Origin of the sequence: Corynebacterium sp. HMSC05D08, assembly GCF_001807215.1 — a bacterium.
Taxonomy (GTDB): Bacteria; Actinomycetota; Actinomycetes; order Mycobacteriales; family Mycobacteriaceae; genus Corynebacterium; species Corynebacterium striatum.
Map to the genome: position 1 here is coordinate 17704 of NZ_KV788355.1, position 22840 is coordinate 40543.

The 22840-nt window shown below is 55.9% G+C and carries 19 protein-coding genes; 7 read left to right on the forward strand and 12 right to left on the reverse strand.

The features are described from left to right. Window positions 1-3 precede the first annotated feature (3 nt). Both HMPREF3148_RS10965 and HMPREF3148_RS10970 read left to right on the forward strand, forming a co-directional pair. The gene (locus HMPREF3148_RS10965) at window positions 4-1413 is read left to right on the forward strand and encodes a 2-oxoadipate dioxygenase/decarboxylase (RefSeq protein ID WP_065420608.1); all 1410 of its coding nucleotides are present in this window, start codon (window positions 4-6) and stop codon (window positions 1411-1413) included. 30 nt (window positions 1414-1443) lie between these two features. Further along, window positions 1444-2967, forward strand: a complete 1524-nt coding sequence (locus HMPREF3148_RS10970; RefSeq protein WP_049166756.1) for an L-piperidine-6-carboxylate dehydrogenase — start codon at window positions 1444-1446, stop codon at window positions 2965-2967. Window positions 2968-3028: 61 nt separating this feature from the next. Here HMPREF3148_RS10970 and HMPREF3148_RS10975 read toward each other — a convergent pair whose 3' ends face one another. Together HMPREF3148_RS10975 and HMPREF3148_RS10980 are read right to left on the reverse strand one after the other, a co-directional pair. Then, window positions 3029-4168 (reverse strand): pyridoxal phosphate-dependent aminotransferase, encoded by a 1140-nt coding sequence (locus tag HMPREF3148_RS10975; protein WP_070509130.1) that lies wholly within the window; start codon window positions 4166-4168, stop codon window positions 3029-3031. Window positions 4169-4221: 53 nt separating this feature from the next. Further along, entirely contained in the window at window positions 4222-5745 is a 1524-nt protein-coding gene (locus HMPREF3148_RS10980; RefSeq protein WP_070509132.1) for an alanine/glycine:cation symporter family protein, read from the reverse strand. Window positions 5746-5968: 223 nt separating this feature from the next. Here HMPREF3148_RS10980 and HMPREF3148_RS10985 point away from each other — a divergent pair, with 223 nt between their 5' ends. Further along, entirely contained in the window at window positions 5969-6718 is a 750-nt protein-coding gene (locus tag HMPREF3148_RS10985) for a GntR family transcriptional regulator (RefSeq protein WP_080969992.1), read from the forward strand. A gap of 95 nt (window positions 6719-6813) precedes the next feature. On the opposite strand, the gene HMPREF3148_RS10990 is transcribed toward HMPREF3148_RS10985, so the two are convergent. Beyond that, window positions 6814-8118: an amino acid permease gene (locus tag HMPREF3148_RS10990; RefSeq protein ID WP_049166692.1), complete on the reverse strand. Its 1305-nt coding sequence runs from the start codon at window positions 8116-8118 to the stop codon at window positions 6814-6816. A gap of 267 nt (window positions 8119-8385) precedes the next feature. Between HMPREF3148_RS10990 and HMPREF3148_RS10995 the strand changes: the two genes are divergently transcribed. Further along, window positions 8386-9621 (forward strand): helix-turn-helix domain-containing protein, encoded by a 1236-nt coding sequence (locus tag HMPREF3148_RS10995; protein ID WP_141276880.1) that lies wholly within the window; start codon window positions 8386-8388, stop codon window positions 9619-9621. Between the two features lie 134 nt (window positions 9622-9755). On the opposite strand, the gene HMPREF3148_RS11000 is transcribed toward HMPREF3148_RS10995, so the two are convergent. Next, a complete protein-coding gene (locus HMPREF3148_RS11000) occupies window positions 9756-10784 on the reverse strand; it encodes an ornithine cyclodeaminase (RefSeq protein WP_005528121.1) in 1029 nt (342 codons plus the stop codon). Window positions 10785-11402: 618 nt separating this feature from the next. On the opposite strand from HMPREF3148_RS11000, the gene HMPREF3148_RS11010 reads away from it, so the two are divergent. Further along, entirely contained in the window at window positions 11403-12422 is a 1020-nt protein-coding gene (locus HMPREF3148_RS11010; protein ID WP_049063921.1) for a YbjN domain-containing protein, read from the forward strand. A gap of 31 nt (window positions 12423-12453) precedes the next feature. Here the strand turns inward: HMPREF3148_RS11010 and HMPREF3148_RS13735 are convergent, their stop codons facing one another. The 3 genes from HMPREF3148_RS13735 to HMPREF3148_RS11025 all read right to left on the reverse strand — a co-directional run bounded on the left by HMPREF3148_RS13735 (window position 12454) and on the right by HMPREF3148_RS11025 (window position 14911). Next, window positions 12454-12600, reverse strand: a complete 147-nt coding sequence (locus tag HMPREF3148_RS13735) for a hypothetical protein (protein WP_153246200.1) — start codon at window positions 12598-12600, stop codon at window positions 12454-12456. Between the two features lie 263 nt (window positions 12601-12863). Beyond that, complete coding sequence (locus HMPREF3148_RS11020) at window positions 12864-13952, reverse strand: trypsin-like serine protease (RefSeq protein ID WP_005528125.1); 1089 nt, start codon at window positions 13950-13952, stop codon at window positions 12864-12866. Window positions 13953-13954: 2 nt separating this feature from the next. Further along, window positions 13955-14911, reverse strand: coding sequence for a DUF418 domain-containing protein (locus tag HMPREF3148_RS11025; protein ID WP_070509134.1), 957 nt, complete (start codon window positions 14909-14911; stop codon window positions 13955-13957). A 302-nt stretch (window positions 14912-15213) separates the two neighbouring features. Here HMPREF3148_RS11025 and HMPREF3148_RS13740 point away from each other — a divergent pair, with 302 nt between their 5' ends. After that, entirely contained in the window at window positions 15214-15369 is a 156-nt protein-coding gene (locus HMPREF3148_RS13740; protein ID WP_153246201.1) for a hypothetical protein, read from the forward strand. A gap of 140 nt (window positions 15370-15509) precedes the next feature. On the opposite strand, the gene HMPREF3148_RS11030 is transcribed toward HMPREF3148_RS13740, so the two are convergent. The 5 genes from HMPREF3148_RS11030 to HMPREF3148_RS11050 all read right to left on the reverse strand — a co-directional run bounded on the left by HMPREF3148_RS11030 (window position 15510) and on the right by HMPREF3148_RS11050 (window position 21352). Next, window positions 15510-16589: an ABC transporter ATP-binding protein gene (locus HMPREF3148_RS11030; RefSeq protein WP_049158651.1), complete on the reverse strand. Its 1080-nt coding sequence runs from the start codon at window positions 16587-16589 to the stop codon at window positions 15510-15512. Window positions 16590-16622: 33 nt separating this feature from the next. Continuing rightward, window positions 16623-17945, reverse strand: coding sequence for an ABC transporter substrate-binding protein (locus HMPREF3148_RS11035; RefSeq protein ID WP_049158652.1), 1323 nt, complete (start codon window positions 17943-17945; stop codon window positions 16623-16625). Window positions 17946-18007: 62 nt separating this feature from the next. Further along, window positions 18008-18829, reverse strand: a complete 822-nt coding sequence (locus HMPREF3148_RS11040) for a carbohydrate ABC transporter permease (protein ID WP_049166689.1) — start codon at window positions 18827-18829, stop codon at window positions 18008-18010. Next, window positions 18829-19677, reverse strand: a complete 849-nt coding sequence (locus HMPREF3148_RS11045; protein WP_371440712.1) for a carbohydrate ABC transporter permease — start codon at window positions 19675-19677, stop codon at window positions 18829-18831. Before HMPREF3148_RS11045 ends, HMPREF3148_RS11040 begins: the two co-directional genes overlap by 1 nt. Window positions 19678-19843: 166 nt before the next feature. Continuing rightward, complete coding sequence (locus tag HMPREF3148_RS11050) at window positions 19844-21352, reverse strand: PucR family transcriptional regulator (RefSeq protein WP_070509137.1); 1509 nt, start codon at window positions 21350-21352, stop codon at window positions 19844-19846. A gap of 144 nt (window positions 21353-21496) precedes the next feature. Here HMPREF3148_RS11050 and gabT point away from each other — a divergent pair, with 144 nt between their 5' ends. After that, entirely contained in the window at window positions 21497-22825 is a 1329-nt protein-coding gene (gene gabT / locus HMPREF3148_RS11055) for a 4-aminobutyrate--2-oxoglutarate transaminase (RefSeq protein ID WP_049158660.1), read from the forward strand. Window positions 22826-22840: the final 15 nt, after the last annotated feature.

Here is a 22840-nt window from a genome sequence, read left to right on the forward strand (position 1 = left end):
AGAATGGCGTTTAACGAGACATGGCAGCTGCGTGCTCGCTTTGCCAAGAGCTTGTCAGACATGTATGGCGAAGAAGTGCCCGCATACACCACCCTCGTTGAGGTTTCAGAAGAAGTAAATAAGCGCTACATGGAAAAGATGGGTGCTTCTGCTGAAAGGCTTGGTTCCATCGAACGAGTCACCGCAGAACGCCATGGCGCAATCCGCGTAGGCAGCCCGCGTGAGATGGGACAGGTAGCTCAAGTTTTCGCGGCTTTCGGCATGTATCCGGTTGGCTTTTACGATCTGCGCGAGGCTGCCAAGTCTTCGGTCCCGGTCGTCTCTACTGCGTTCCGTCCTACTGACAAGCAGGAGCTGGCAAAGAACCCTTTCCGCGTCTTCACCTCGATGCTCGCCACCGATGACCCGCGCTTTTTCTCTGACGACCTGCAAAAGCGTCTGCATGAGTTCATCGCTTCCCGCACCATCTTCGGTGAGGAACTGCTTGAGATGGCAGCTAAGGCCCAAGAACAGGGCGGGCTAGACGACGTCGATGCAGACAAATTCATCGAGTTGGCTACCGCGGCCTTCAAACTGAATGACGAGCCAATCGATGACGAATGGTACCGCGAGCTCGAGGCCATTTCTGCGGTTGCTTCCGACATCGGTGGTGTCCGTTATACCCACATCAATCACTTGACCCCACGTGTCCTCGACATCGATGACCTGTATTCCTCGATGGAATCGCGCGGTATCACGATGATTGATGAAATCCAGGGACCACCAGCTTGGAAGGGCCCAGACATTCTGCTGCGTCAGACTTCCTTCCGCGCCTTGGATGAAGAGCGCATCTTCCGCTTCGCGGACGGCAGCGTGGGCCCGGGTGCGCTGCGCGTGCGCTTCGGCGAGGTAGAACAGCGCGGTATCGCCTTGAGTCCGAAGGGGCGTGAGCTTTACGACGCCCTGATTGCCGAAACTGACAAGCGCCTCCAAGCGGGCGAAGCGCCAACTCGAGTGGAAGTAGCGCGCAAGGTCTGGGAGGAAAACCTGCCAGATAGCGAGCAAGGATTGCGTGAGCAGGGCCTTGCCTACTTCACTTACGAGGTAGCTCGGGGCGCCACCGTGGAACCCGGAACCTACAAGGTAGAAGAGCTCATCGCCGAAGGAATCGTCATCGCAGAGCCGATTGTTTACGAGGATTTTCTGCCACGTTCCGCGGCGGGAATCTTCCAGTCCAATCTGAAGGAGGCAGGTACCCGCGATAACGAACAACAAGGAACTGACTACGACATTGAGACTATGTCCAAGATTGTAGGCCGCGAGATCAAGGAACCCTTTGAGCTCTACCGTGCACAGGAAGAAGCTTCACTCGAAGAACTCGCTACCAACCTAAAGATCACCGTCCAGCCAACCGCGGCTGTTGCACAAGCCTAAAAGCAATACGTCCCTAGGAAAGGAAAAATAATGACCGTTCAGACCCACGACCAGTTGCTCGAAACCGTAAAATCCGCGCTAAATGCCTGCGGCTCTACTATCACGGTTGGAGAAGGCGACCTCATGTCGCGCACTCCGCTGACTGGCGCTGAGCTTTTGGCCGTAGAGTCCACTTCGAAGGAAGGCGTCGATAAGGCAATTGCGGCCGCCGATGAGGCTTTCAAGTCCTGGCGCAACGTGCCGGCACCGCAGCGCGGCAATGTGGTTAAGCGCTGGGGTGAGCTGCTTGCAGAGCACAAGCGTGACCTTGCGACTCTCGTACAGATTGAAGCGGGCAAGTCCATGTCTGAAGCGGAGGGTGAGGTGCAGGAGATGATTGACATCTGCGACTACGCTCTCGGTCAGTCCCGAATGCTCTTCGGCAAGACCATGCCTTCTGAGCGTCCAGGCCACCGCTTGATGGAGACCTGGCATCCAATCGGCGTCGTCGGTGTTATCTCTGCGTTCAACTTCCCGGTAGCGGTCTATTCCTGGAACACCGCCATCGCGTTGGTCTGCGGCGACACCGTCGTCTGGAAGCCTTCCGAAATCTGTGTTCTCTCCGCCATCGGCGCGCACTCGCTGCTGCGCAAGGCAGTAGAGGAGTGCGGCGAGGATCCAAACATCCACCAGCTGGTTCTGGGTGACCGCGAAATCGGTGAGGTGCTGGTTGATGACAAGCGTGTCGCTTTGGTTTCCGCCACCGGTTCTACCCGCATGGGTCACGAAATTGCGCCTCGTGTTGCCTCTCGCTTTGGCCGCTACCTCCTTGAGCTCGGCGGCAACAACGCCGGTATCGCAACTCCTTCTGCAGACATCGATCTCGCACTGCGCGGTATCGTCTTCGCAGCCGCTGGTACCGCAGGACAGCGTTGCACCACTATGCGCCGCCTCATCGTGCACGAGTCCATTGCTGATGAACTCACTAGCAAAGTGGTCGCAGCGTACAAGACTCTGACCATTGGTGACCCGCGCGATGAGTCCGTCCTGGTTGGCCCGCTGGTTCATCAGAAGGCTTACGAGGATATGCAGGATGCGCTGCAGCGCGCGCAGGAGCAGGGCGGCGAGCTTTTGGTCGGCGGCGAGCGAGTCATTGTCGATGACAACGAAGACTCCTTCTACGTTCAGCCTGCCGTAGTGAAGATGCCTTCCCAGACCGAAGTCGTTCACAACGAGACCTTTGCCCCGATTCTCTATGTGATTACCTACAAGGACCTGGAAGAAGCAATCGAGCTGCACAATGCTGTGCCGCAGGGTCTGTCTTCTGCAATCTTCACCCAGGACCAGTCTGAGGCAGAGCTCTTCCTTTCCGCTTCCGGTTCGGATTGCGGTATCGCCAACGTCAACATCGGTACCTCCGGAGCCGAAATCGGCGGTGCCTTCGGAGGTGAGAAGGAGACCGGCGGTGGCCGTGAGTCCGGTTCCGACGCATGGAAGGCCTACATGCGCCGTGCAACCAATACCGTTAACTACTCCGGTGAGCTTCCACTCGCACAGGGCGTTAAGTTCCTGTAAAGCGATATAAAAATATCCCGCCTCGTAAGTTATCTACGAGGCGGGATATTTTTGTCTTTATTTACTGGGAAGCGAAGTAATCGCGGATGATGCTAAAGCCACGGCGGATTTCTTCCTGCGAGGCCGCGAAAGAAATACGGATGTGGTGCTCGGCGCTCGGGCCATACTCGGCGCCGGCGCGGACGATGACCCCGGCGTCGCCAAGCTCACGCGCCACCTGCACAGAGGGCTTGTCTACCTCGTAGTGGATGAAGGAATAGAAAGCGCCCTCCGGCTCGACTGTCTCAATGCCAGGGACCTCGTTGAGCAACTCAACCATCAACTCGCGCCGGGCGGCGTATTCATCGAGCATCGGCTGCAGCGCTGAATCCGGCAGATCGAGCGCAGCCTCTGCAGCAATCTGTGCCGCATTGTTCAGCGAGCCGTTGAAGGTGCGGTGGAATTGTGCGATAGCGGCGATGAGCTCCTTATCGCCAGCGACATAACCGACGCGCCAGCCGGTCATGGCGTATTTCTTGGAGAAGGTCTGTACATAAAGCGTGCGCGGCGCTAGGGATTCGACTTCCAAAGCCGAGGTGAAGTCATGGCCTGAGTACGTCAGAGAGGAGTATGCTTCGTCAGAAATAACTAGGGTAGAGCGTCCTTCGAGTAGCTTGCCCAGTTCCTCCAACTCGTGCTTGGTGTGCACAATGCCATTCGGGTTTGAGGGGTTAGAAAAGACGATAGCCTTGGCGCCCGGAAGCTTTTCCTTTAATTCTTCGATGTCGAAGTGTAGGTCTTTGCCCAGTTTTGCATAGACGACTTCTCCGCCAGCGAGGGTGACAAGGTCCGCGTAGAGGGAATAGGCCGGTTCAGGGATGACCACCTTGTCCCCGGGGCTTAAGAGGGCGAAGAAGATCGCTCCCAGTGCGGCCGTGGCGCCATGCGTGACCACGACGTTATCAGCATCCCAGTCCTTATTCGCGGGGCCCGAAGGCAGTGCAGACACCAGCTTTTCGCGCAAAGAACGCAGGCCGTGCTGATCGGTATAACGGGTATTTCCTTCGCTTACTGCCTTGTTGCCGGCGTTCGCGATGGGTTCTGGGGTGGGAAAGTCTGGTTCTCCTAGCGCAAGGGAAATTGCGCCCGCCGGAACAACTCCGAGTGGCGGACGCAAAGAGCTCGCGCGCTGGTCGAGAATGCGCTGAGCAATGTGGCTCACAGAAACTCCTTAATTAAACGGGAAAATTATGCGGGGAGGCAGGGGAGAGAGGTTTACGAGTCTGCAACAGTCTTTTCGAGCTTTGGAAACATCTTGACTTGTTCGTGTTCTGGGACAACATCGATAGTTCCGTTGTCCACCGACGCGCGATACTCTGTGATTTCTTTCCGCAGTGGCTTAGCCAGCAAATAGATGCCTAGAAGATTAGGGATAGATACCAAGAAGAAGGTGGCATCAGAGAAACGCACCACAGTATCCAGCGATACTGCTGCGCCAACGATGATCATCAACAAGTAGACGACCTTGTATCCCAATTCGGCGATCTTGTTTTCCTTGAAGACATAACCGGCTGCCTTTTCTCCATAGAAGCAATAAGACAAGACTGTGGAGAAGGCAAAGAGGATGATGCACAAGGAAAGTAGCCAAGGGAACACACCATTAACCGTGGCAAAAGCGTTGGAGGCGAGGGTTACGCCTTCTTCGCCCTGGTTTAGATACTGACCGGTAACGATGATTGAAAGGGCTGTAAGCGTACATACGACAACGGAATCGAAGAAAGGCTCCCAAGCTGCGGTAAAGCCTTCCTCAGCCGGGCGGCGGTTCTTCGTTACCGAGTGCGCAAGACCGGCCGTACCGACACCGGCGACGTTGGAGAACAGGGCGCGTTGGATACCGATGATCATGACACCGATGACACCGCCACTGATGCTGTCGGGATTAAAAGCACCGCTAACAATGAGCGAAGCCGCGTGCGGAATATCGGTGAAGTTGGCACCGAGTACGGCGAGGACGCCCACAGCATAAATAACGGACATCAGCGGCACCATGCGAGAAGTCCATTGTGCGATGGCACTGATTCCGCCGAGAATGACGAGGGCTGCTGGGATGGCGAGGAAAACGCCGATGAGCCATGCCTTATTGGCGAAGAAGCTGTCTGTTCCTCCGGTGATATCGATGACGTGTAACGCCACCTGGTTGGCTTGGAAGATGTTGCCTGCGCCGAAAGCGGAAAGAGCAAAGCCAATTGCATAGAACCTTCCGAGGAAGGACCCGAGCTTTGGCTTGCCTACTGAGGTGAGCCCGTCTTTCAAGTAATACATCGGACCGCCCGAAATGCTGCCGTCTGAATTAACACGGCGGAACATCTGGGAGAGGGTTGCCTCTGCCAGCTTCAAGGCCATTCCTAACAGGCCGGCGATGATGATCCATAGCGAAGCGCCTGGTCCACCGAGGGAAATCGCGACAGCAACGCCGGCAATGTTGCCGAGGCCGATGGTGCCGGCCAGCTCGGTGGCGAAGGCTTGGAAGCTTGTTACTTCGCCGGGATCTGACTTTCGAGCAAGCATGCCGCGTACTACGCGGAAGGTTTGCTTGGCATCTTTGAATGGGCGAACACGAAGATAAAACGTGCAAAATAGTCCGCCCATGAGTAGCCAAATCACCACGAGGGGGAGCTCGGCTTCACCGATTGGTATTGCGAAGAACACGACTTTTTCTAAAACGTCAACGAAGGGGCCAAAGACGTTTTGAATTGTTTGATCGACTGCACCTTGTGCAAGCACTGTCTTAGTTTCCATGACAGGAGCCTTTCTTGTTCTCAACGTCGTTAATTTCAGCGCGAAGCGTATAAAGTGACGTAAGTCGCATTGTATGTTATATATAACCGTTAATAAAGAGGTTTGGGAAAGTAATTGTGCTCTCGGGCACTTAAATGGGAAGTTGCTTCTGCTTGAGACGGCTGGCTTCTCTAGGGCTTGCGGGCGAGGGATAAACCTCGCTTCAAAAGGAAGAAGGTGGGCGATGGCTACCGACGGCTTGGCTGCGGCAATCCAGATCGCTGGTATGGGGCGGACTAGTAAGGTTAATTACGTGATTGACTTGGAGATGTATGGAATGGAGTCCTCTTTGAATCGGAGGACTTTAAAGGATTCCACAGAATATCTCATTCGCAGCATGCTCTTGCGCGGTGAGATGAAGGTCGGTGAAATCTACTCTGCAAACGCGTTGGCTAAAGAATTAAACATTTCAAATAGCCCAGTGCGTGAGGCCATGATGTCTTTGGTTGATCGCGGGCTTTTGGAAAACGTTCGAAATCGCGGTTTTCGAGTGGTTGAGCTTTCCGATGCAGATAACCAGGAAATTTATGACCTGCGCCTTCTGATTGAGGTCGAAGCTGTTCGGAGGGTCGCGGCGATGGAGCTGGATGAGGCTCAAAGTGAGCGACTCCGTAGCTTGGCTAAAAAGACTGATGAATTGCACGGCGCTGTGACTGGCGAAGATATGTTCCGCTACCTAGAGGCGGATCAGCAATTCCATCTTTATTTGGTCTCTCTTACAGGGAATGGTCGCTGGGTTCAGATCGTGGAAAGACTGCGCGATCAGTCCCGCGCAAATGGTTACTATCTCGACCTCATGACGAGTGGAAAGGTGCGCCAGACTGCAACGGAGCATCTAGAAATTGTGGAAGCAGTCCTGGCGCAGGATGACGATGCTGCAGAGGGGCTGATGGTGCGTCATCTTGACTATGCATGCCCGAAGGGCAAGAAATAGTCGTGATAAGGATGGGGGAATAAAGGTTAAAAGCCCCTGGTGGTGGGGGCTTGATTTAGATCGAGCTTTAGACACCTGGGGCTTTTTGTTTTGCCTTAGAAGAGGTCCAAAATGGTAGTGATGATAACGATGATTGCTGCGGTGAATACGAAGTAGTTGGACCAGATGCCGCGGAACTTGGCGTAATTCTCGTGGGTTCGGAATAGGAACAGCGGCATTACATAGACCGTGAGGGCGACGAATACGCCACCTACCAGCGAAATAAGGTCAAGGACCGACGGGTTGAAGATGGAGACGAGCGTTGCGGTGATGAAGACGAAGATGTAGGTGGCTATATCGAGCTGCTTATCAGTGAAACGGTTCGCGGTCTTCGGAGCAATGCGTCGTGCTAGGAATTTGGTGCCTTCTTCGGTACCAAGCATGTGGCCGAAGTATGAGGTGATGATGGCGCAAAGGACGATGATTGGGGAAATCCAGACCATGAACGGGGCGTTCGCGGTGTTTGCAAAGTAGGACAGAACTGGGATGTTCTGCTCGGTTGCGGTCTTAATTCCGTCGGCGCCCATCGAAAGCACGCAAGACCAGACGAAGAACATCGTGAAAAAGACGAGCAGGAATACTGTGATTCGGCCGACTCGGCTTACCTGCTTCTCGGCATTGGCTCCGTAGGATTTTTTCATGTCCAAGGAGAATTGGGACATTGCTGCCTCATGGCTAAAGGAGAAGATAAGCACTGGCATGATCAGGAACAGCGACTTTAAGAAGTCCCAAGGGTGGAAGGTTGAAGTCTCATAGAATCCGGAAAAATCCCAATGCGGAATCAGGTAGATGGATACCGTCGCTAGCGAGATGATGAGTGGATAGACCAGTGCGTTGGACAGCCACAACATTGGCTTGCGGCCTAGGGCGAAAGCACCGGTAAGGATTCCGACGCACACGATAGAAAGAATCGTGCGGTTGATTTCCGGTCCATTTAGCTGGTTGACGATAAAGCTATCTACCGTGTTGGTAATCGAAATGGCGTAGATGAGCACGACCGGATAGATGCCCATCCAGTAGGAAATGGCCAATAATGTGCCGGGCGTTTTTCCTAGGAGCTGGCTTACAACTTGGAGAACGTCTTTGTCCTTGAATGGGGAGGCACTGGTGACGCGGGAAAACATTCGGTGCGAATAAAAGACCAGTGGACCAATGATGATGGTGCCAGCAAGCAGTGGCCAGAAACCGAAACTGCCGGCGTCCATGGGTAGGAATAGGATTCCCGCGCCGACTGCGGTGCCGAAGAGCGTGATTACCCAGGTCCATGTTGAGCCGTCAGATTTTTTGGTTTTGCCTTTGACTGGCTTGGCTGTAGTGGGCGGCTGTGCTGCATGGGCAGATTCTGTCTTCAGGGTAGTCATTGAGCCTCCAAGGATGATGTCAATTTTCGGTTGTGCGCTTTCCGGGGAAAGCTGTGGCAAAACGTCTAGGGGTGTTGCCCGCTGCTGGCCTAAAAGTGAGTTGGGATACTATGTATTTATTAATGTATCCTGAATCACAATTTAGTGACGTGGGGTCAAAGTGAGAAGAGACAGTCCCGATATTTGTGGAACGACACCATGATTAGCGCCTGGGTTTGTGCACCTGCATAACTTTGTGCTCGGTCTTGGGTAAAAGTCACAGATATATTGACACTGCTCATTGGGTTAAAACCGATGAAGATGAGGATGGCAATGGAAGAAGCGCTGTTATGGAAAGAGATGCTCTTAGCTTTGGAAAAGGAGCTCGAAGCACTTTCACAAGCACATCTCGAAGAGGTTCGACGGCGCAAGTTATACATCGGAACTCGGGTAAGCGAGCGGGAGCTACATCAAGCCTCTGCCGTCCTTTTTCGGACGATCCTTCATCGGCTTTTAAACGGAAGGGATTCGCAAGCTTCCTATGCGCAGAAGCTCAATGCGGCGCTTTGTAAGATAGCGCGAACACGTGCGCGCCAGGGGGTAAATCTCGAAGAGCTTTCGGTAGTAGTCCGTGCAAATTTCATTGTCTTGTGGCGAGCTCTTAATGAGAGGGCGGAGGATGGCCAAATTTTGGTGCAGTTCCTGGAAGAGCTCTACGAGGAGGTCGAGGTTGCGGCTCTCGAAATTCGCACAGAGTATATGGCTGAACGAGCGCTGATTGAAGGGGACAATAACCTCATCGTGCGGCGTATTCTCGATGAGCTCTTCGCATCCGAGGATCTTGATGAATCGCAGATTGGGCGGCTGGCTGAAGCGATAGGTACGGAAATTCAGCGCGAGTATTGCGTGCTCATTGCGCCGATGTCGGCAGCCACTAAGGCTGAAGACATTGCAGAAGAACTAATGACGGAAGGGCGTGCTTTCTGGCTTTATTTCAATAATTCTTTCTGTATTTTTTGGGCAAAGGCTTTTGGGGCTACTCCGGAAGCTATGGTTTCCATGCTACATCTTGAGAATGAGTGGTGTTTGGTTAATGCCCACGTCTATGGCTTGCAGAACCTGCGTAAGCAGGCGATTGGGCTTACTCGTATTGCCGCAGCGACGAAGTTTGGACAAGGAGCTCATGCTGCTGGTGCGAAACGATTGTCATTCGTAGAAGATCTTCTCCCAGTTGTTTTGGCGCGCTACGCCGAAGAAGTATTACCTGGATATCTTTCCGTACCTTTGGAAGAGCTTTTAGGGGTGGGCGAGAAGGAACGTGATCAACTGGTCGAAACCGTTGATGCTTATTTGCGAACTGGCTCAGTGAAGGCAACTTCTGAGCAAACCTATTGCCACCGCAACACCGTAATTAATCGTTTAAAGTCTTTCGAAAGTTGCACTGGACTTTCGCCGCTGACTATTGAGGATGCAGGCAGGATCAGGATGTTGCTTGCCATTCTTCCGCTGCATTTGGAGGCTTAAGGCCTTGGTGTTGGAGGGGTAGCAGAGAGCTTAACTTTCAAGCTGAGCTCATTCTTCCTCCCAAAACAGCGACTCCCTTCCTGCCTTTGGGCGAGCAGGAAGGGAATCTAAGGAGCTTAACGAGAACGGCTGGATTAGAAGACGGCCGGAACGTTGGCGACCATCGAGAAAAGGTCCTTTGGGTCATCTGGTTCTGCAAAGAGCTCGATGTCGACCTCAAGATCGGTGCCGGCGACACTGTCACGGAGATAGCGCAGCGCGGAGTAATCGTTGATGGCAAATCCGACGTCGTCGAAAAGCGTGATCTGCTCTACGGAATCGCGACCAGTTTCCTTGCCTGCGAGAACCTTCCAGAATTCAACAACTGGGAAGTCTTCAGGCTTCTGCTGGATTTCGCCCTCGATGCGGGTTTGCTCAGGATATTCAACGAAGACTTTTGCCTTGTCGAGGATGCGCTCATCAAGCTCAGTCTTGCCCTCGCAGTCGCCACCAACGGCATTGAGGTGAACGCCAGGCTTGACGTGCTCGAGCTGCAGGACATGGTTCTGCGCTTGGTCCGCTGTACAGGTCGTAATGATGTCGGCGCCTTCGACTGCTTCCTCGGTGGTTTGTGCGATAGTGATGTGGAAACCCAATGGCTCGAGGTTGCGCTTAAACTTTTCGAGCGATTTTGGATCTACGTCGTAGATGCTGATGTCTTCGATGCCGAGCATGCCGCGGAAAGCAAGAGCCTGGAATTCGGACTGAGAACCGGCGCCGATCATGGCCATCTTCTTCGAATCCGGGCGTGCAAGGTGCTTTGCCACCATTGCGGAAACGGCTGCAGTGCGCAAAGCGGTAAGCAGTGTCATCTCAGACTGGAAAGTCGGGTAGCCAGTGTCGACGTCGGCTAGCATGCCAAAAGCCGTAACGGTTTGGTAGCCGCGCAGTGGGTTCGCGGGATAGCCGCTGACGTATTTGAACGCGAACTCTTCGGTGTTTGCAGTCGGCATAAGCTCCATGACTCCGAATGGGGAGTGGAAACCGAAACGAGGTGCCTTCTGGAAGCGCTCCCAACGCTTGTAGTCTTCTTCGAGATATCCGGCCATGCCGGTGACGATGTTCTCTACGCCTTCGCGTTGGACCCAGCGAGCGATGTTCGTAACGTCGACAAACTTAACCATGTCAGGACCTTTCTAAATGAGTCTAGGATCTCCTTTGACCAGTAGATATGCGCCTTTATGCGGACGGGACATATTTGGTTCTGGTCTGTAGTGGCGGTAGCTATTCCGCTAGAAATGACGATAAGGCGTTGGGTGCAATATGTGAGCCGGGATACAAAAATTGGTGCTTTAAGGCACTGATTCCTGTTCAGATGCACAATCCTTTAGGCATGGTTTTCGACATCGTTGCCGAGTTATTTCAAGAGCTATGCAAGACAGCGATAGCGCCCGGGCTCTCACGTGGGGCCCTAGGCGCTGACGCTGTCTCTCTCTAAACACTCCCGATTATCAGCCAAGGCTGCCCTCCGGAAGCTGAGGGGTTCTCTCTATCTCTCTCATGCGCTCTCTCAAACGCACAACAAAAGTATGGGGCACGCAGCTGGCACAGCCATGATTCGCGGCTGATAGTCCACTGGAACTTCCTGTCATTTCACTGGCTATTTGGCCCGGATGTTCGAATCTTGCGGCTTTGCGGGGGCGGACGTGTCCGGTGCGGTTTCTAGGGTGTGTGGTGTGTTGAAAACAGTTCCCTAAACATCCAGCTAACTAGCTGGCTTTCTCGTCCGTGAAGGAGCCATTATGTGCAACAGTTGCGAGAACAAGTCCCTTTCCCGCTTTGGCGATGACGCCCGCCCCGTCACTTTGACCCGCATCATGGGTGCACTTCGCGAGGTCGGCATTGACTTCCATGTCGAAGGAAGCGAATCAGACATCCTCGTTGTGGAATTTTCCCGGTTTACCGTCTTGATTGCCCTAGACGGCGCCTACGGCCAGCTTTTCTCTCTCAAGGCTGTACCCAAGGTGAATGTGCATTCGAGTCGCGCAGCGGATCTTGCATTCGCCGTGTCCGAGTCCAACAACCGGTTGCTTTGGCCGGCCTCCTCTTTCACTGAGAAGGAAGACGGGTACCTCGAAGTAGCCATCACTATCCGTTATGAACTGCGTGCAGGCTTAAGCGACACGCAATTGGAGGACATGATCGATATCAGCATGTGTAGCGTCCAAACGGCGCTGGAGATTCTCAGCGAGCATGTTCCTGAGCTCGCGGGAGTACCCGATGGGTTCACGGAGCGTTTCGGGGAATCCAACACGGGAACACTGGTACCTGTGACCTTGGAACGTGTGCAGTGCGTTCTCGCTGCGGAAGGTATCGAGAATGTGGAGATGGAGCCGGAAGAGCAAGCCATTTACGCGTTTATCAACGGCTATTATTTCGTATTCCGCATGGATGGGCGGCGCTGGATGTCCGTCCGCGCCTACTTCGACTCTGATACCGCGAAGTTCAATTATGGTGAACTCCTCCAGGTGCTCAACGACTTTAACGCGGGTGAGCATGAGTCTATGGCTCACGCGGCGAGCTCAGATGATCATATAGGAATCGCGCTTGAGCAGCACTTCCTTGTCGATAGGGGGATGTCCGCGGGGCAGATTGGCTGTGCTATTCATGGGGCCATCTTTGGGCACCTCGACGCAATCAGTGAGCTAGAGCCGGTGGTCAAGCACCTTGCGCGGGAGGACACGGAAATCGAGCGGCCTTACCTCGACTTCGATTGGGAAGACGAAGCAGACCCCGAGCAACTAGAAACTCCGGACAACTAGAACTGAGCGGGGCGCTTTGCGATGAAGGCTGCTACGCCTTTCTTGTGCTCGTCGGAGGCGAGTAGGCGGTATTGGGATCTTCTTCCCACACCAAGCGGTCGGGAAGGGCGCCGAGGGCCTCTCCGCGGGCCCCCTGCTTGGCGACGACCCCCGCACCCACCGCTTCTTCTACGCTCATGCGGTCCTGGAGCAGCGCGAGCTGAAGCGCGCGGTGACGCCCCAACGACATCGCAAGCAAATGCAATTGAAGCGTCTGCGCAGGCAGTTGCACCTTCGCATGTGGCAAACACGGGAACAGGAGAGGCCTGAATACCTGAAACCAGTGCATTGAGCTGCGGGAGCATGGTGGTTTCAGTCACGATTAAGTTCCTCGCATGCACGATAAAAGCCGCCTTCCCAGTACTTGCTGGGGAGGCGGCTTGTGGTTGTGGTTAGACGGTTCTACTTTCGGCCATTCCTAACGCGCGACCAGGCTGCTGCGATAACCAGGCCAACGCACGCGATGGCGAGGTAGCTCCACATGTGATCGGCGCTGGTCTGAATGGTCTTTGGTGGAGCAGGAGTGTTTGCTGCGGTTAGGACGCTTTTGGTGTCGCGACCAGAGGTGACACCGTCAATCCAGTCGGCGGTTCCTGCGAGGGTAGTGATTGCCGCGCTGGGAGAGGGCAGGTCAGGATCGCCATTCGCAGTTTGGGCGGTAGCGAGACCAGCGAGCTCTCCGTCAACGAAGAATGGTCCGCCGGAGTCGCCGCCCTGCATACCTGCGCCAGATACGGAATGTGCGTCCAGGATGGCGCTTTGGATCAGCGGCATCATGGAACCGTCGGCTGGGATGCTTTCGGTTCCAGCAGGGATGGACTCGGTTTTGGAATCATCTGGCTTGACCGCATCTGGCTTAGCTGCATCTGGCTTAGCTGCATTTGGCATTGCTGTACCTGGCATGACGGCGTCTGGCTGCATTTCCATTGATGTCATGGCACCGCCTGGAATAGCCTCACCTGGAGTAGCTTCACCAGGCGCAGCCTCGTCTGGAGTACCTCCAGAGGGGCCTCCGCCCAGCAGCTCATTGACCACCATCTTGGTCATCGGAAGCTGCCCGGAGCGTGCCATAGACGAGCTGCTGCTCCAGCCGTAGAGAGTACCCGTCTGCCCAGGTGCCGGAATATTGCGGGAAACCTTCGCCGGGGTTGCGTCAGTGACTTTCTCGGTCAAGTGAAGCAATCCTGCATCAGACACTGGAGACAGTGCCCAAGAATCGGCATCGTAGACTTTCCCGCCGATGCGGGCCTGGGTTCCTTCGTTGTTTACAGACTCCAGGCAGTGGCGTGCTGTGAGCACCCACTGATCTGCAACCAGCGTTCCGGTGCAGTCACCAAAATTGCCGATTTTACCCATCTTTAGCGCGGCCACAGAACCGCTTTCAGCATTTGCAGGTGCGGGTTCGCCGTTTTCCAATGCAAGAGCCGGGCCGGCAGATAGAAGCAGAGTGCTGCTAACAAGTGCTGCGATGGAAAAAGATGTTTTCTTCACGGTTATTTCCCTTTCCCAGAAGGAACAATGGCCTTGATCACGGTGGCAACAAGCTTTTCAGCAGGGCCCTGTCCCACAAACTTCTTCCAGAGGCTTGCGATGACAAGGAAGAATACGATGAATCCTGCTGCGGACAACGTGGAATGCAAAGACACATTCTGCTGCCAATAAAACGCGGTGAGAACGTGCAGGATGTAAATGGTCAGCGACATTGTTCCCATGGCCGCGAATGGGTAAAGCGCGGTCGCGAAGCGGTCGCCGACGAACAGGCACAAATGCAGCACAATAGCGGCAACGGCGACGGAGAGAATGATTTCGCCGAAGACACCGGTATGTCCGGTAAATCGGAGCCAGCCAGCAATCTCCGGATCAAATCGGAAGTACATGCCGACGGCTGCGATGACAACGCTGACAGCGGTAACAATCCAGCTCAACCGAGTATTAGCGCTGGTCTCGGAGGTGGAGGCGCCTTGCAGACGACCGCGTAGGTAGACGTCGTAAAGCAGCATGCCGCCGATGAAATATGCGATCCACGCCAGAAGCGGATAAATCTGTGGCAGCGTCATGGGCGCGTACTTAATTGTTGCGGCGATAGTTGCGGCGATGAAGAAGCCGACTCGCCACCAGGTTCCGAGTGCTGGCATCCAGGAAACCAACATCATTACCAGGCCCATGACAATGAGGACTACTTGAATTTGCCCACCGACCGGCAACAAGGCCATGCCGATGAGGATAATCAGAGCGCCGCGAGTGATGAGGCGCAAGAAAGTGGTGCTGCTGTAGTTTCGGCCGATAATCATCATGGTGGCGCCGGCAATAATGGCGAACAATGATGAAGGCAGGCCGGAGAGCACAACCTTTGTGCTCCAAAGCAGTGAGGCCATATGGATAATGATCATGCCGATGATGGCGAGGGAGCGCGCTATATCAAGCCCCACAATTCGTGAAGGTTTATTCACCCCAGTATTCTCCTTATATTACAACTTATCGGGAGGTGCTCTTTAGTAAGAGCATCCCTACAAACGTCGTACGACCTGTAAACGTCTTAATTGAAACGACTTCCTATTTGTAGCAACCGAATCTGGCAATACACAAAGTGATTATGTGTAAAACACAGTGTTTCATCTGTGTATTCTCTGGGAAGCTAGCATGCTCAAAGAGCCCAGGGGCACGCGTAACCTTGTGGCATGAGACCAATGCTGACGAGTTTCATCTGGTCCGAGGTGCCAGGACTTGACCATGTCTACAGTTAGCACCGGACTTGAGAGCCTCAGGAGTCAAGCCCACGGTGGAGACTTTTGTTGCCTACCAAGGCGATATTGATGGCGGTGGCACTGGCTTTACAGGCCAGACCGTGGTCTACGACCAAGACAGCACGCCGCAGGAGGTGCTGCCCATCGCTGAAGGGCTCCGGTGACTATACGTGAGACGGCTCCACCCTCACCGCTGTGGACGGGCCGTACATTTCCTAGTAGCGGCGTCGCCCAACGCAGGCCCGTTAAAGAAAGAAACCCGCACCTGGCACAAGGCCAAGATACGGGTGGGAGAGCGCGGAGCTTAGTCGAGACGCTCGCCGGAGTCCCTGTCGAACAAGTGAATCCGTTCTGCATCTGGCTTTATCCACATCGTGGATCCAACGGTTTGCCGGTTTCGCGGCTCGACGCGAACGCCGGTATTGCCGCCGAGGCGTGTGGTCGAGGCAATCACGCTGTCATCAGCATCGAGTAGGTCGCCATAGATATAGGATTCGTGGCCGAGCTCTTCGATGTGGTGCACCACGAACTTGACGCCGCCTTCGCCTTCGGAGCTCAGCTTCCAGTCTTCAGGCCTGATGCCCACGCAAACTGGGCCGTTGGGTGAGTTCGGGATGCTCAGACCTGCGAGCGAATTATTTTCTAGGTCGTAGAGGTTCATCGCTGGCGAGCCGATGAACCCAGCCACGAAGGTGTTTGCTGGTTTGTCGTATACCTCGCGGGTAAGGGCTACCTGCTGGAGAACGCCCTCCTTCAGCACGGCGACTCGATCGCCCATGGTCATGGCTTCAGTCTGGTCATGCGTGACATAAACGGTGGTGGTGCCCAGCCTGCGCTGCAGCTCGGAAATCTGTGCGCGGGTGGAAACACGCAGCTTAGCGTCGAGGTTAGACAGTGGCTCATCCATGCAGAACACGGCGGGCTCACGCACTATGGCACGCCCCATTGCGACGCGCTGACGCTGGCCACCAGATAGGTTTGCCGGCTTGCGGTTAAGCAGATCCTCCATCTGCAGGATCTTGGCTGCTTCCGCGACGCGCTTGCGAATGGTTTCCTTATCCACCTTCCGGTTTTCCAGAGCGAAGCTCATGTTCTGAGCAACAGTCATGTTTGGATAGAGAGCGTAGTTTTGGAAGACCATCGCAACGTCACGGTCTGATGGGCTGACCCCAGTGACGTCCTTGCCATCGATGAGAATCGAGCCGATGTCGGTGGGTTCCAAGCCCGCCAGCATGCGCAGGCTTGTGGACTTGCCACAGCCAGACGGGCCGACGAGTACAAGGAACTCTCCGTCGGCGATTTCCAGGTTCAAGTTGTCTACTGCTGGGCGCTGCGCGTCCTTGGAATAGATGCGAGAGACTCCATCAAAAGTGACGGTTGCCATGGTTTCCTTTCTCGAGAGCTAGGGGAGTGCGAACTAGCTCTTTGCTACGGGCTTGACCTGGTTGTCGTAAATCGACTGCAAGGTCTTTTGCAGGTCGGTGAGTGTCTTCGTGACGTCGTCACGGTTGGTGACGATCTTCTCGAACGCGCCACCGATTTCTTGGTCGGCACCTGGCAGGAATACGCGTGCGTAGTCCTGCGGGCGGGTGTCTGGAAGCTGTTCGATAGCGGTCTTGAAGTTCGGGTTCTCCTCCATGAACTTCTTCTGCTCGTCGAGTTCGACAGCGGTGGAGCGAACCGGCATGTAGCCCACGTTCTGGGACCAGTACGAGGTGTTCTGGTCGTTGGTGATGAAGTCGATGAGCTTGATGGCTGCAAGCTGGCGGTTCTTATCGATGCCAGCGGGGATTGCAAGGCCAGCGCCACCGGTAGGGCAAGCGCCGTCGCCGTTTGGATTCGGAAGGAATGCAGTGCCCAGCTCGAACTTTGCGTTCTCGTTGATGCCCGAGAGATCGCCGGTGGAAAGAACCGTTGCGGCAGCGCGGCCGGTGGAGAACTCCATGGCCATGTCGTTGCCCACGTAGGAGTAACCTTCCTTTTCATCGGTGACCTTCTTGAGCCACTCGACAGCATCGATCGTCTTTTTGTCGGTGAACTTCAGCTCCCACTCATCGGAGTAAGCGCCGCCCTTGGACCACAGTGGACCCTGGAAGATCCAGCCCAAGTAGTCCACGGCGTCGCCCCAACCGAAGGCCTTCATGCCTGGGTTGGCTTCCGCGAGTTTCGGCGCCCACTCGTCCATCTCGTCCCAGGACTTAGGTCCGCGATCTGGCAGCCCAGCCTTCTTCCAGGCTTCCTTGTTGTAGTAGAACAGCGGGGTAGAGCGCGCGAAAGGCAAAGCGAAGTGACCGCCGTCGTAAGCGTAATCCTCGTACAGCGGTTGCACGTAGGAGGAAAGGTCGACGCCTGCTTCCTTAGCCAGGTCATCGACGTTAGCGATCTGACCGTTAATAGCGAAGTTGTACCACCAGACGTCGGAAAGCACCACGATGTCCGGAAGGTCGCTGCCGGTCAGCGCCGCGTTGAACTTCTGCGCAGCTTCCTCGTAGTTCTTGCCAGCATCAATGAGTTTGACCTTGATGTCTGGGTTTTCCTTCTCGAAGCGGGAGATGATTTCGGTTTCTACGTCCTTGGAGGAACCAGGGTGGTTGGACCACCAGGTCAGCTCCGTGACTTTGCCATCACCGGAAGAATCCTTAGCTGCCTGTGGGTCTGTGCTGGAAGTACCAGCGCAAGCCGCGAGGGTGACGGACGCGGAAGCAAGAGTCAACGTAGAGAGGAATGAACGACGGTCCATGAGGAACTCCTTAGAGATTTGTTTGCGATAACGGCGAGCGTGAATCGGGAAAGCCAGCTCGGCTAGCCCTTGACGGCGCCAGTGGTCAGGCCTTTGATCATGTATTTCTGAAGAGCCAGGAAGATGATGAGGATCGGGATGATGGTGAGGATGGTGGCGGCCATAACGGGGCCCCAGTTGGTGACGCCGTCATTGTTCTGCAGCATTGTCAGGCCCACCTGGAGTGGCGCCACGTCTGCGGTGTCCGACATCAGGAATGGCCACAGGTACTGATTCCACTCGTTGACGATGGTGATAACCGCGAAGGCAGTAAGCGTTGGCCATGAGATAGGCAGAAGGACTTTGGTGAGCAAACGGATTGGGCCGGCGCCATCCATGCGGGCTGCTTCCACGAGCTCAAAGGGCAAAGACAGGAAGTGGTTGCGCATCAGGAAGGTTCCAAAAGCCACGCCCGCTAGCGGCACGATGATGCCGGCGAAGGTGTTACGCCATCCCCACGCATTGATGAGGGCGTAGTTGGAGATGACGGTAATTTCGGAGGGCACCATCAGCGCCGAAATGACGACGAGGAAGACCAGATTGCGGCCAGGGAAGCGCAGGATTGCCAGCGCATAGGCGGAAACCACGCCCAAGGTGATCTTCACTATGGCCAGGGCAGCAGTGATGAGAACCGAGTTGCGTAGGTATAGCCAGAACGGCACACGTGTGGTGGCGTCCGCGTAGTTGGCGGTTTCCCACGTGGGTGGCAGCCACGTGACCGGATCCGTGTAGATGTCGCCCTTCGCTTTGAAGGAGGTCATCAAAATCCAAAACAACGGCAGGCCGACGAGAACGAGGACGGCGACGATGCCGACGTACCCGAAGAATTTCTTCGCTGAGTGCATTAGTGATCTCGCTTGTCCATAATTCGTACCTGGATGAGAGTGATAATCAGCAGGATGAGGAACATGATCGTCGCTGCTGTGGCACCGTAACCCGCGCGGAAATTCACGAAGGTCTCCTGGTAAATCTGGAAAACCAGGGTCGTGGTGCCGTTGCCCTGGGGGCCGCCACGCGTCATCACGTTGATGATGTCGAAGACCTGCACAGAGTTCAGCGTCACCGTGATGGACAGGAAGAAAGTGGTGGGGCGTAGCTGCGGCAGGGTGACACGGCGGAAACGCGTCCATGTTGAGGCGCCGTCGATGGCTGCAGCTTCCTCCAAGTCCTTCGACAAACCTTGGAGCGCAGCTAGATAGATAACGAAGGTATAGCCCAGGTTCTTCCAGACAAACGTAAAAGTCACCATGAACAGCGCCCAGCCCGGAACGGCGTAGAAGTTGGGACTATCGACGCCGAACCAGCCCAGCATTTCTTGGATCAGACCGAAGTTCGGATCGAAGATGAACTGGAAGGCGATGCCGATGGCAGCACCGGAGATGGCATAGGGAGCGAACACCACGGAACGGGTGAAGTTGCGTCCCCGCAGCTTCTGATTTAGGAGCAAGGCCAGAGCCAAGCCAAGGATGAGAGAGCCAATAACGGCGAAGAAGGTAAAAATGACCGTGTTGGACACGATGACCTTTGTGTCATCGCGGCTAACCCATTCGGCGTAGTTTTGAAAGCCCACAAAAGTGGAGGTGGGGCTTGAGATATTCCAATTAAACAACGAGAGGCGGATGTTATCGAGGAGAGGGCGATAAGTAAAAATCGCTAAGAGGAGGAGGTTTGGTGCGAGAAGCACCGCTGCCAGCCACCACTCTTGGCGTTTCTTGGCTTGGGCCTTCTTCCGTAGAGAATCCGTGTCGGTTCTCTGCGCAGATTGCTTAATTACCACTTGGAGGAAGCTAGGCGGCATAGGTTAAGCAAGCGCGGCCTAAGGGTGAATGCTTGGCTAAATGAAAGTGAATTCAAAGACTCTAGTCGCTCAAACAAAGCAAAAGTACCTCGGCGCGCGTTACGGGGTTACTGAGGTCGAATCCGCATAAGGACTGGATCTTTTCGATACGGGCTCGCACGGTGTGGCGATGCACGCTGAGCTCGGTGGCGGCAGCGGCGAGTTGGGAGTCTGCAAGCAAGTAAGCCCGCAGCGTGCGCAATAGCTCGGTGTTGTGTGCGGCGTCGTAAAGCGAAAGGCGCCCAATGGTGGCTTCGCGGCGCTTGCCTAACGCGGCGTGGACAGCTGATTCCCCGAGCCAGGCGGGCGCGTCGGAGCTGAATTCCGCGAGGGTGCCCAGCGGCAGGCTACGCGCGTGCGCGGTGAGCGCCTTGACGCGGTCGCCGCTGATGTCGCCCCACTCCACGCCTCTAAGCAGGGAAAACCGCAGGTGGTTGGCGTAGCGGCCGAACAGGGTCTGCATAGCGATGGGCTCAGGGGGCAGAGCAATGAGCGCGCTTTCCGACGCCGTCCCCTCCAACGGCAGCACAAAGCACGCAAAGCCGCCGTCGTTGGCGGCGTGGTGGACGAGCCCCAGCGCGCGGCTGAGCCGGGCCGGGGAGTCGGCCTGTACGAGATAGACATCTACCTTGCCGTGCGAGGCGACCGAATTAAACGCCGCCTCCATCGCCGGCGTTGCCAGGGCAGTGGCAGTGCCGGAGACCTGCGTGGCCAGTGCCAATGCGCCCAAAATTACGCGCGCGGAGGAATCCCGGTTTTGTAGCAGCAGTTCGGCAAGACCCGCGAGGTGGCGGATGAGGGCGCGGGCATAAGAGTCGAACTTCTCCTCGCGCGAGACCGCCAACGCGATGCGATTGCGGCCGTGGCTGTTGAACACGTTGCTAATCGCGGCAATCGTGGTCCCGTCCCTCGTCGTGTTGGAACGCGCGCCCGAGGTGCGCCCTGAGCTCTGGCTGGCGGCGGCAAGCGCGAAGTCCGCTGCGTTGAGTCCACGGAAATCGTGGCGTGCGATGACCACTCCGGAGTCGTTTGCAATGGCAACCGCTGCGCCGAGCTCTTTCGACGCGCGCTCGAGCAAAACCTCGATGCCATCCGAGGCCGCCTGGTTGAGACGCTCTTGCTGCCGATGTAGTGCGAATTGCAGATTGTTCTCAATACGAGTTTGCTCCGTGGTGACTGTATTGATGATCGAGATGAAAGGCGTGGCGCGCGGGACCTCGAAGAGGGTGAGGTGGTGGCGCGCCGCGGCGTTGATAAGCTCCTGCGGAACCTCCGCAAAGGTCAGACCCGTGCCGAAGCCGATGGCCCCCACTCCCGCCGCCGCCAGGGTGCGCGCATAGACGGAAAAGTCGCTGGGCGAGTGCTCGAAGGCCAGTCCCAAGGTCAAGATGATGGCGCCCTGAGTGGTGAACTCGCTGGGATCGCGCAACTCGCTGGCTTGGATGGTGGTGAACTCACGCGGGCCTTCGAGAATCGGGCGCAGGTTTAGTTTGCGCTGGTTAAACAGCCATTGAAAGCGAAGCTCGCTCATTGCCCGGTCCTTCTTACAGCAACTCGTCGATAGACATAGTGAATAGTCTTTTGCCTCAAATATATACGCCATGTCCATGGCCTGTGACTAGTCGTGGCATCCACAATGATTCACATCACAAAGCAAGACGATTGAAGGAGAATCATGCAGGAACTTGAATACCGCATCGAGCAGACCCGCCACCTCGCCGAGCAGGTCCCCGGACCAGTCAGCGCCGCACTGGATGAGCGCCGCAAGAACGCCATCCCAGCTGGCATGGCGCCTTCGCTGCCGGGCTACGTCGTCGACGCTGACGGCGGCATCCTCGCCGACGCTGACGGCAACCGCTTCATCGACCTGGCCTCCGGCATCGCCGTGACCTCCGCCGGTGCCTCCAACCCAGCCGTGGTGAAGGCCGTCCAGGAAGCAGTCGCACACTTCACCCACACCTCCTTCACCATCTCCCCGTACGAGTCCTACGTCGAGGTCGCTGAAAAGCTCAACGAGGTCACTCCGGGCGATCACCCAAAGAAGACCGCGCTGTTTAACTCCGGCGCGGAGGCCGTTGAGAACGCCGTCAAGATTGCCCGCAACTACACCGGCAAGCGCGGCGTTGTAGTCATGGACCGCGCCTTCCACGGCCGCACCAACCTCACCATGGCTATGACCGCGAAGCAGTCCCCGTACAAGAACGGTTTCGGCCCGTTCGCGCCGGAAATCTACCGCGCACCGATGTCTTACCCGCTGCGCGACCAACTCAGTGGCGAGGAAGCAGCCAAGAAGACTCTGACCATGATTGAACAGGAAGTCGGCGCTGCCAACCTGGCTTGCGTTGTGGTCGAGCCGATTCAGGGTGAGGGCGGCTTCGTGGTCCCAGCTGAGGGCTACCTGCCAGCTATCCAGAAGTGGTGCAACGACAACGACGTCGTCTTCATCGTCGACGAGATCCAGGCCGGCATGATGCGCACTGGTTCCTGGTTCGCTTCCGACCACGAGGGCATCGTTCCTGACTTGGTCACCATCGCTAAGGGCATCGCCTCCGGCATGCCGCTTTCCGCAGTCACCGGCCGTGCAGAGATCATGGACGCACCGCAGCCAGGCGGCCTGGGCGGCACCTACACCGGTAACCCAGTTTCCTGTGCAGCAGCGCTGGCTACCCTCAAGGAATTTGAGGACAAGGACTTTGGCGCCCGCGCGCTGAACCTGGAAAAGATTGCCCGCGAGGAGCTGGAGCCAATCTTGGGTGACGAACGCGTGGCAGAGTTCCGCGGCCGTGGCGCCATGCTGGCGCTCGAGTTCGTCACCGCTGATGGCGAGCCGGACGCTGAGCTCGTCCACAAGATCGCTGACGCTGCCAAGGCCGAGGGCGTCCTCATCCTCACCTGCGGCCTTGACCACAACGTTATCCGCTTCCTGCCTTCCCTGGCCATTCCGGAGGATCTGTGGCGCGAGGCCCTGCAGGTAGTAGTCAAGCAGTTCAACGAGTACAAGTAAGTCCGGGCTGCAGCC

What these genes read in the sequence shown, in the direction of transcription:
- HMPREF3148_RS10965 (WP_065420608.1), top strand. Translation starts at nt 4, where the DNA reads ATGGCGTTTAACGAGACATGGCAGCTGCGTGCTCGCTTTGCCAAGAGC.
- HMPREF3148_RS10970 (WP_049166756.1), top strand. Translation starts at nt 1,444, where the DNA reads ATGACCGTTCAGACCCACGACCAGTTGCTCGAAACCGTAAAATCCGCG.
- HMPREF3148_RS10980 (WP_070509132.1), bottom strand. Translation starts at nt 5,745, where the DNA reads ATGGAAACTAAGACAGTGCTTGCACAAGGTGCAGTCGATCAAACAATT.
- HMPREF3148_RS10985 (WP_080969992.1), top strand. Translation starts at nt 5,969, where the DNA reads ATGGCTACCGACGGCTTGGCTGCGGCAATCCAGATCGCTGGTATGGGG.
- HMPREF3148_RS10990 (WP_049166692.1), bottom strand. Translation starts at nt 8,118, where the DNA reads ATGACTACCCTGAAGACAGAATCTGCCCATGCAGCACAGCCGCCCACT.
- HMPREF3148_RS11000 (WP_005528121.1), bottom strand. Translation starts at nt 10,784, where the DNA reads ATGGTTAAGTTTGTCGACGTTACGAACATCGCTCGCTGGGTCCAACGC.
- HMPREF3148_RS11010 (WP_049063921.1), top strand. Translation starts at nt 11,403, where the DNA reads ATGTGCAACAGTTGCGAGAACAAGTCCCTTTCCCGCTTTGGCGATGAC.
- HMPREF3148_RS13735 (WP_153246200.1), bottom strand. Translation starts at nt 12,600, where the DNA reads ATGAGCGTAGAAGAAGCGGTGGGTGCGGGGGTCGTCGCCAAGCAGGGG.
- HMPREF3148_RS11030 (WP_049158651.1), bottom strand. Translation starts at nt 16,589, where the DNA reads ATGGCAACCGTCACTTTTGATGGAGTCTCTCGCATCTATTCCAAGGAC.
- HMPREF3148_RS11035 (WP_049158652.1), bottom strand. Translation starts at nt 17,945, where the DNA reads ATGGACCGTCGTTCATTCCTCTCTACGTTGACTCTTGCTTCCGCGTCC.
- HMPREF3148_RS11040 (WP_049166689.1), bottom strand. Translation starts at nt 18,829, where the DNA reads ATGCACTCAGCGAAGAAATTCTTCGGGTACGTCGGCATCGTCGCCGTC.
- HMPREF3148_RS11050 (WP_070509137.1), bottom strand. Translation starts at nt 21,352, where the DNA reads ATGAGCGAGCTTCGCTTTCAATGGCTGTTTAACCAGCGCAAACTAAAC.
- gabT (WP_049158660.1), top strand. Translation starts at nt 21,497, where the DNA reads ATGCAGGAACTTGAATACCGCATCGAGCAGACCCGCCACCTCGCCGAG.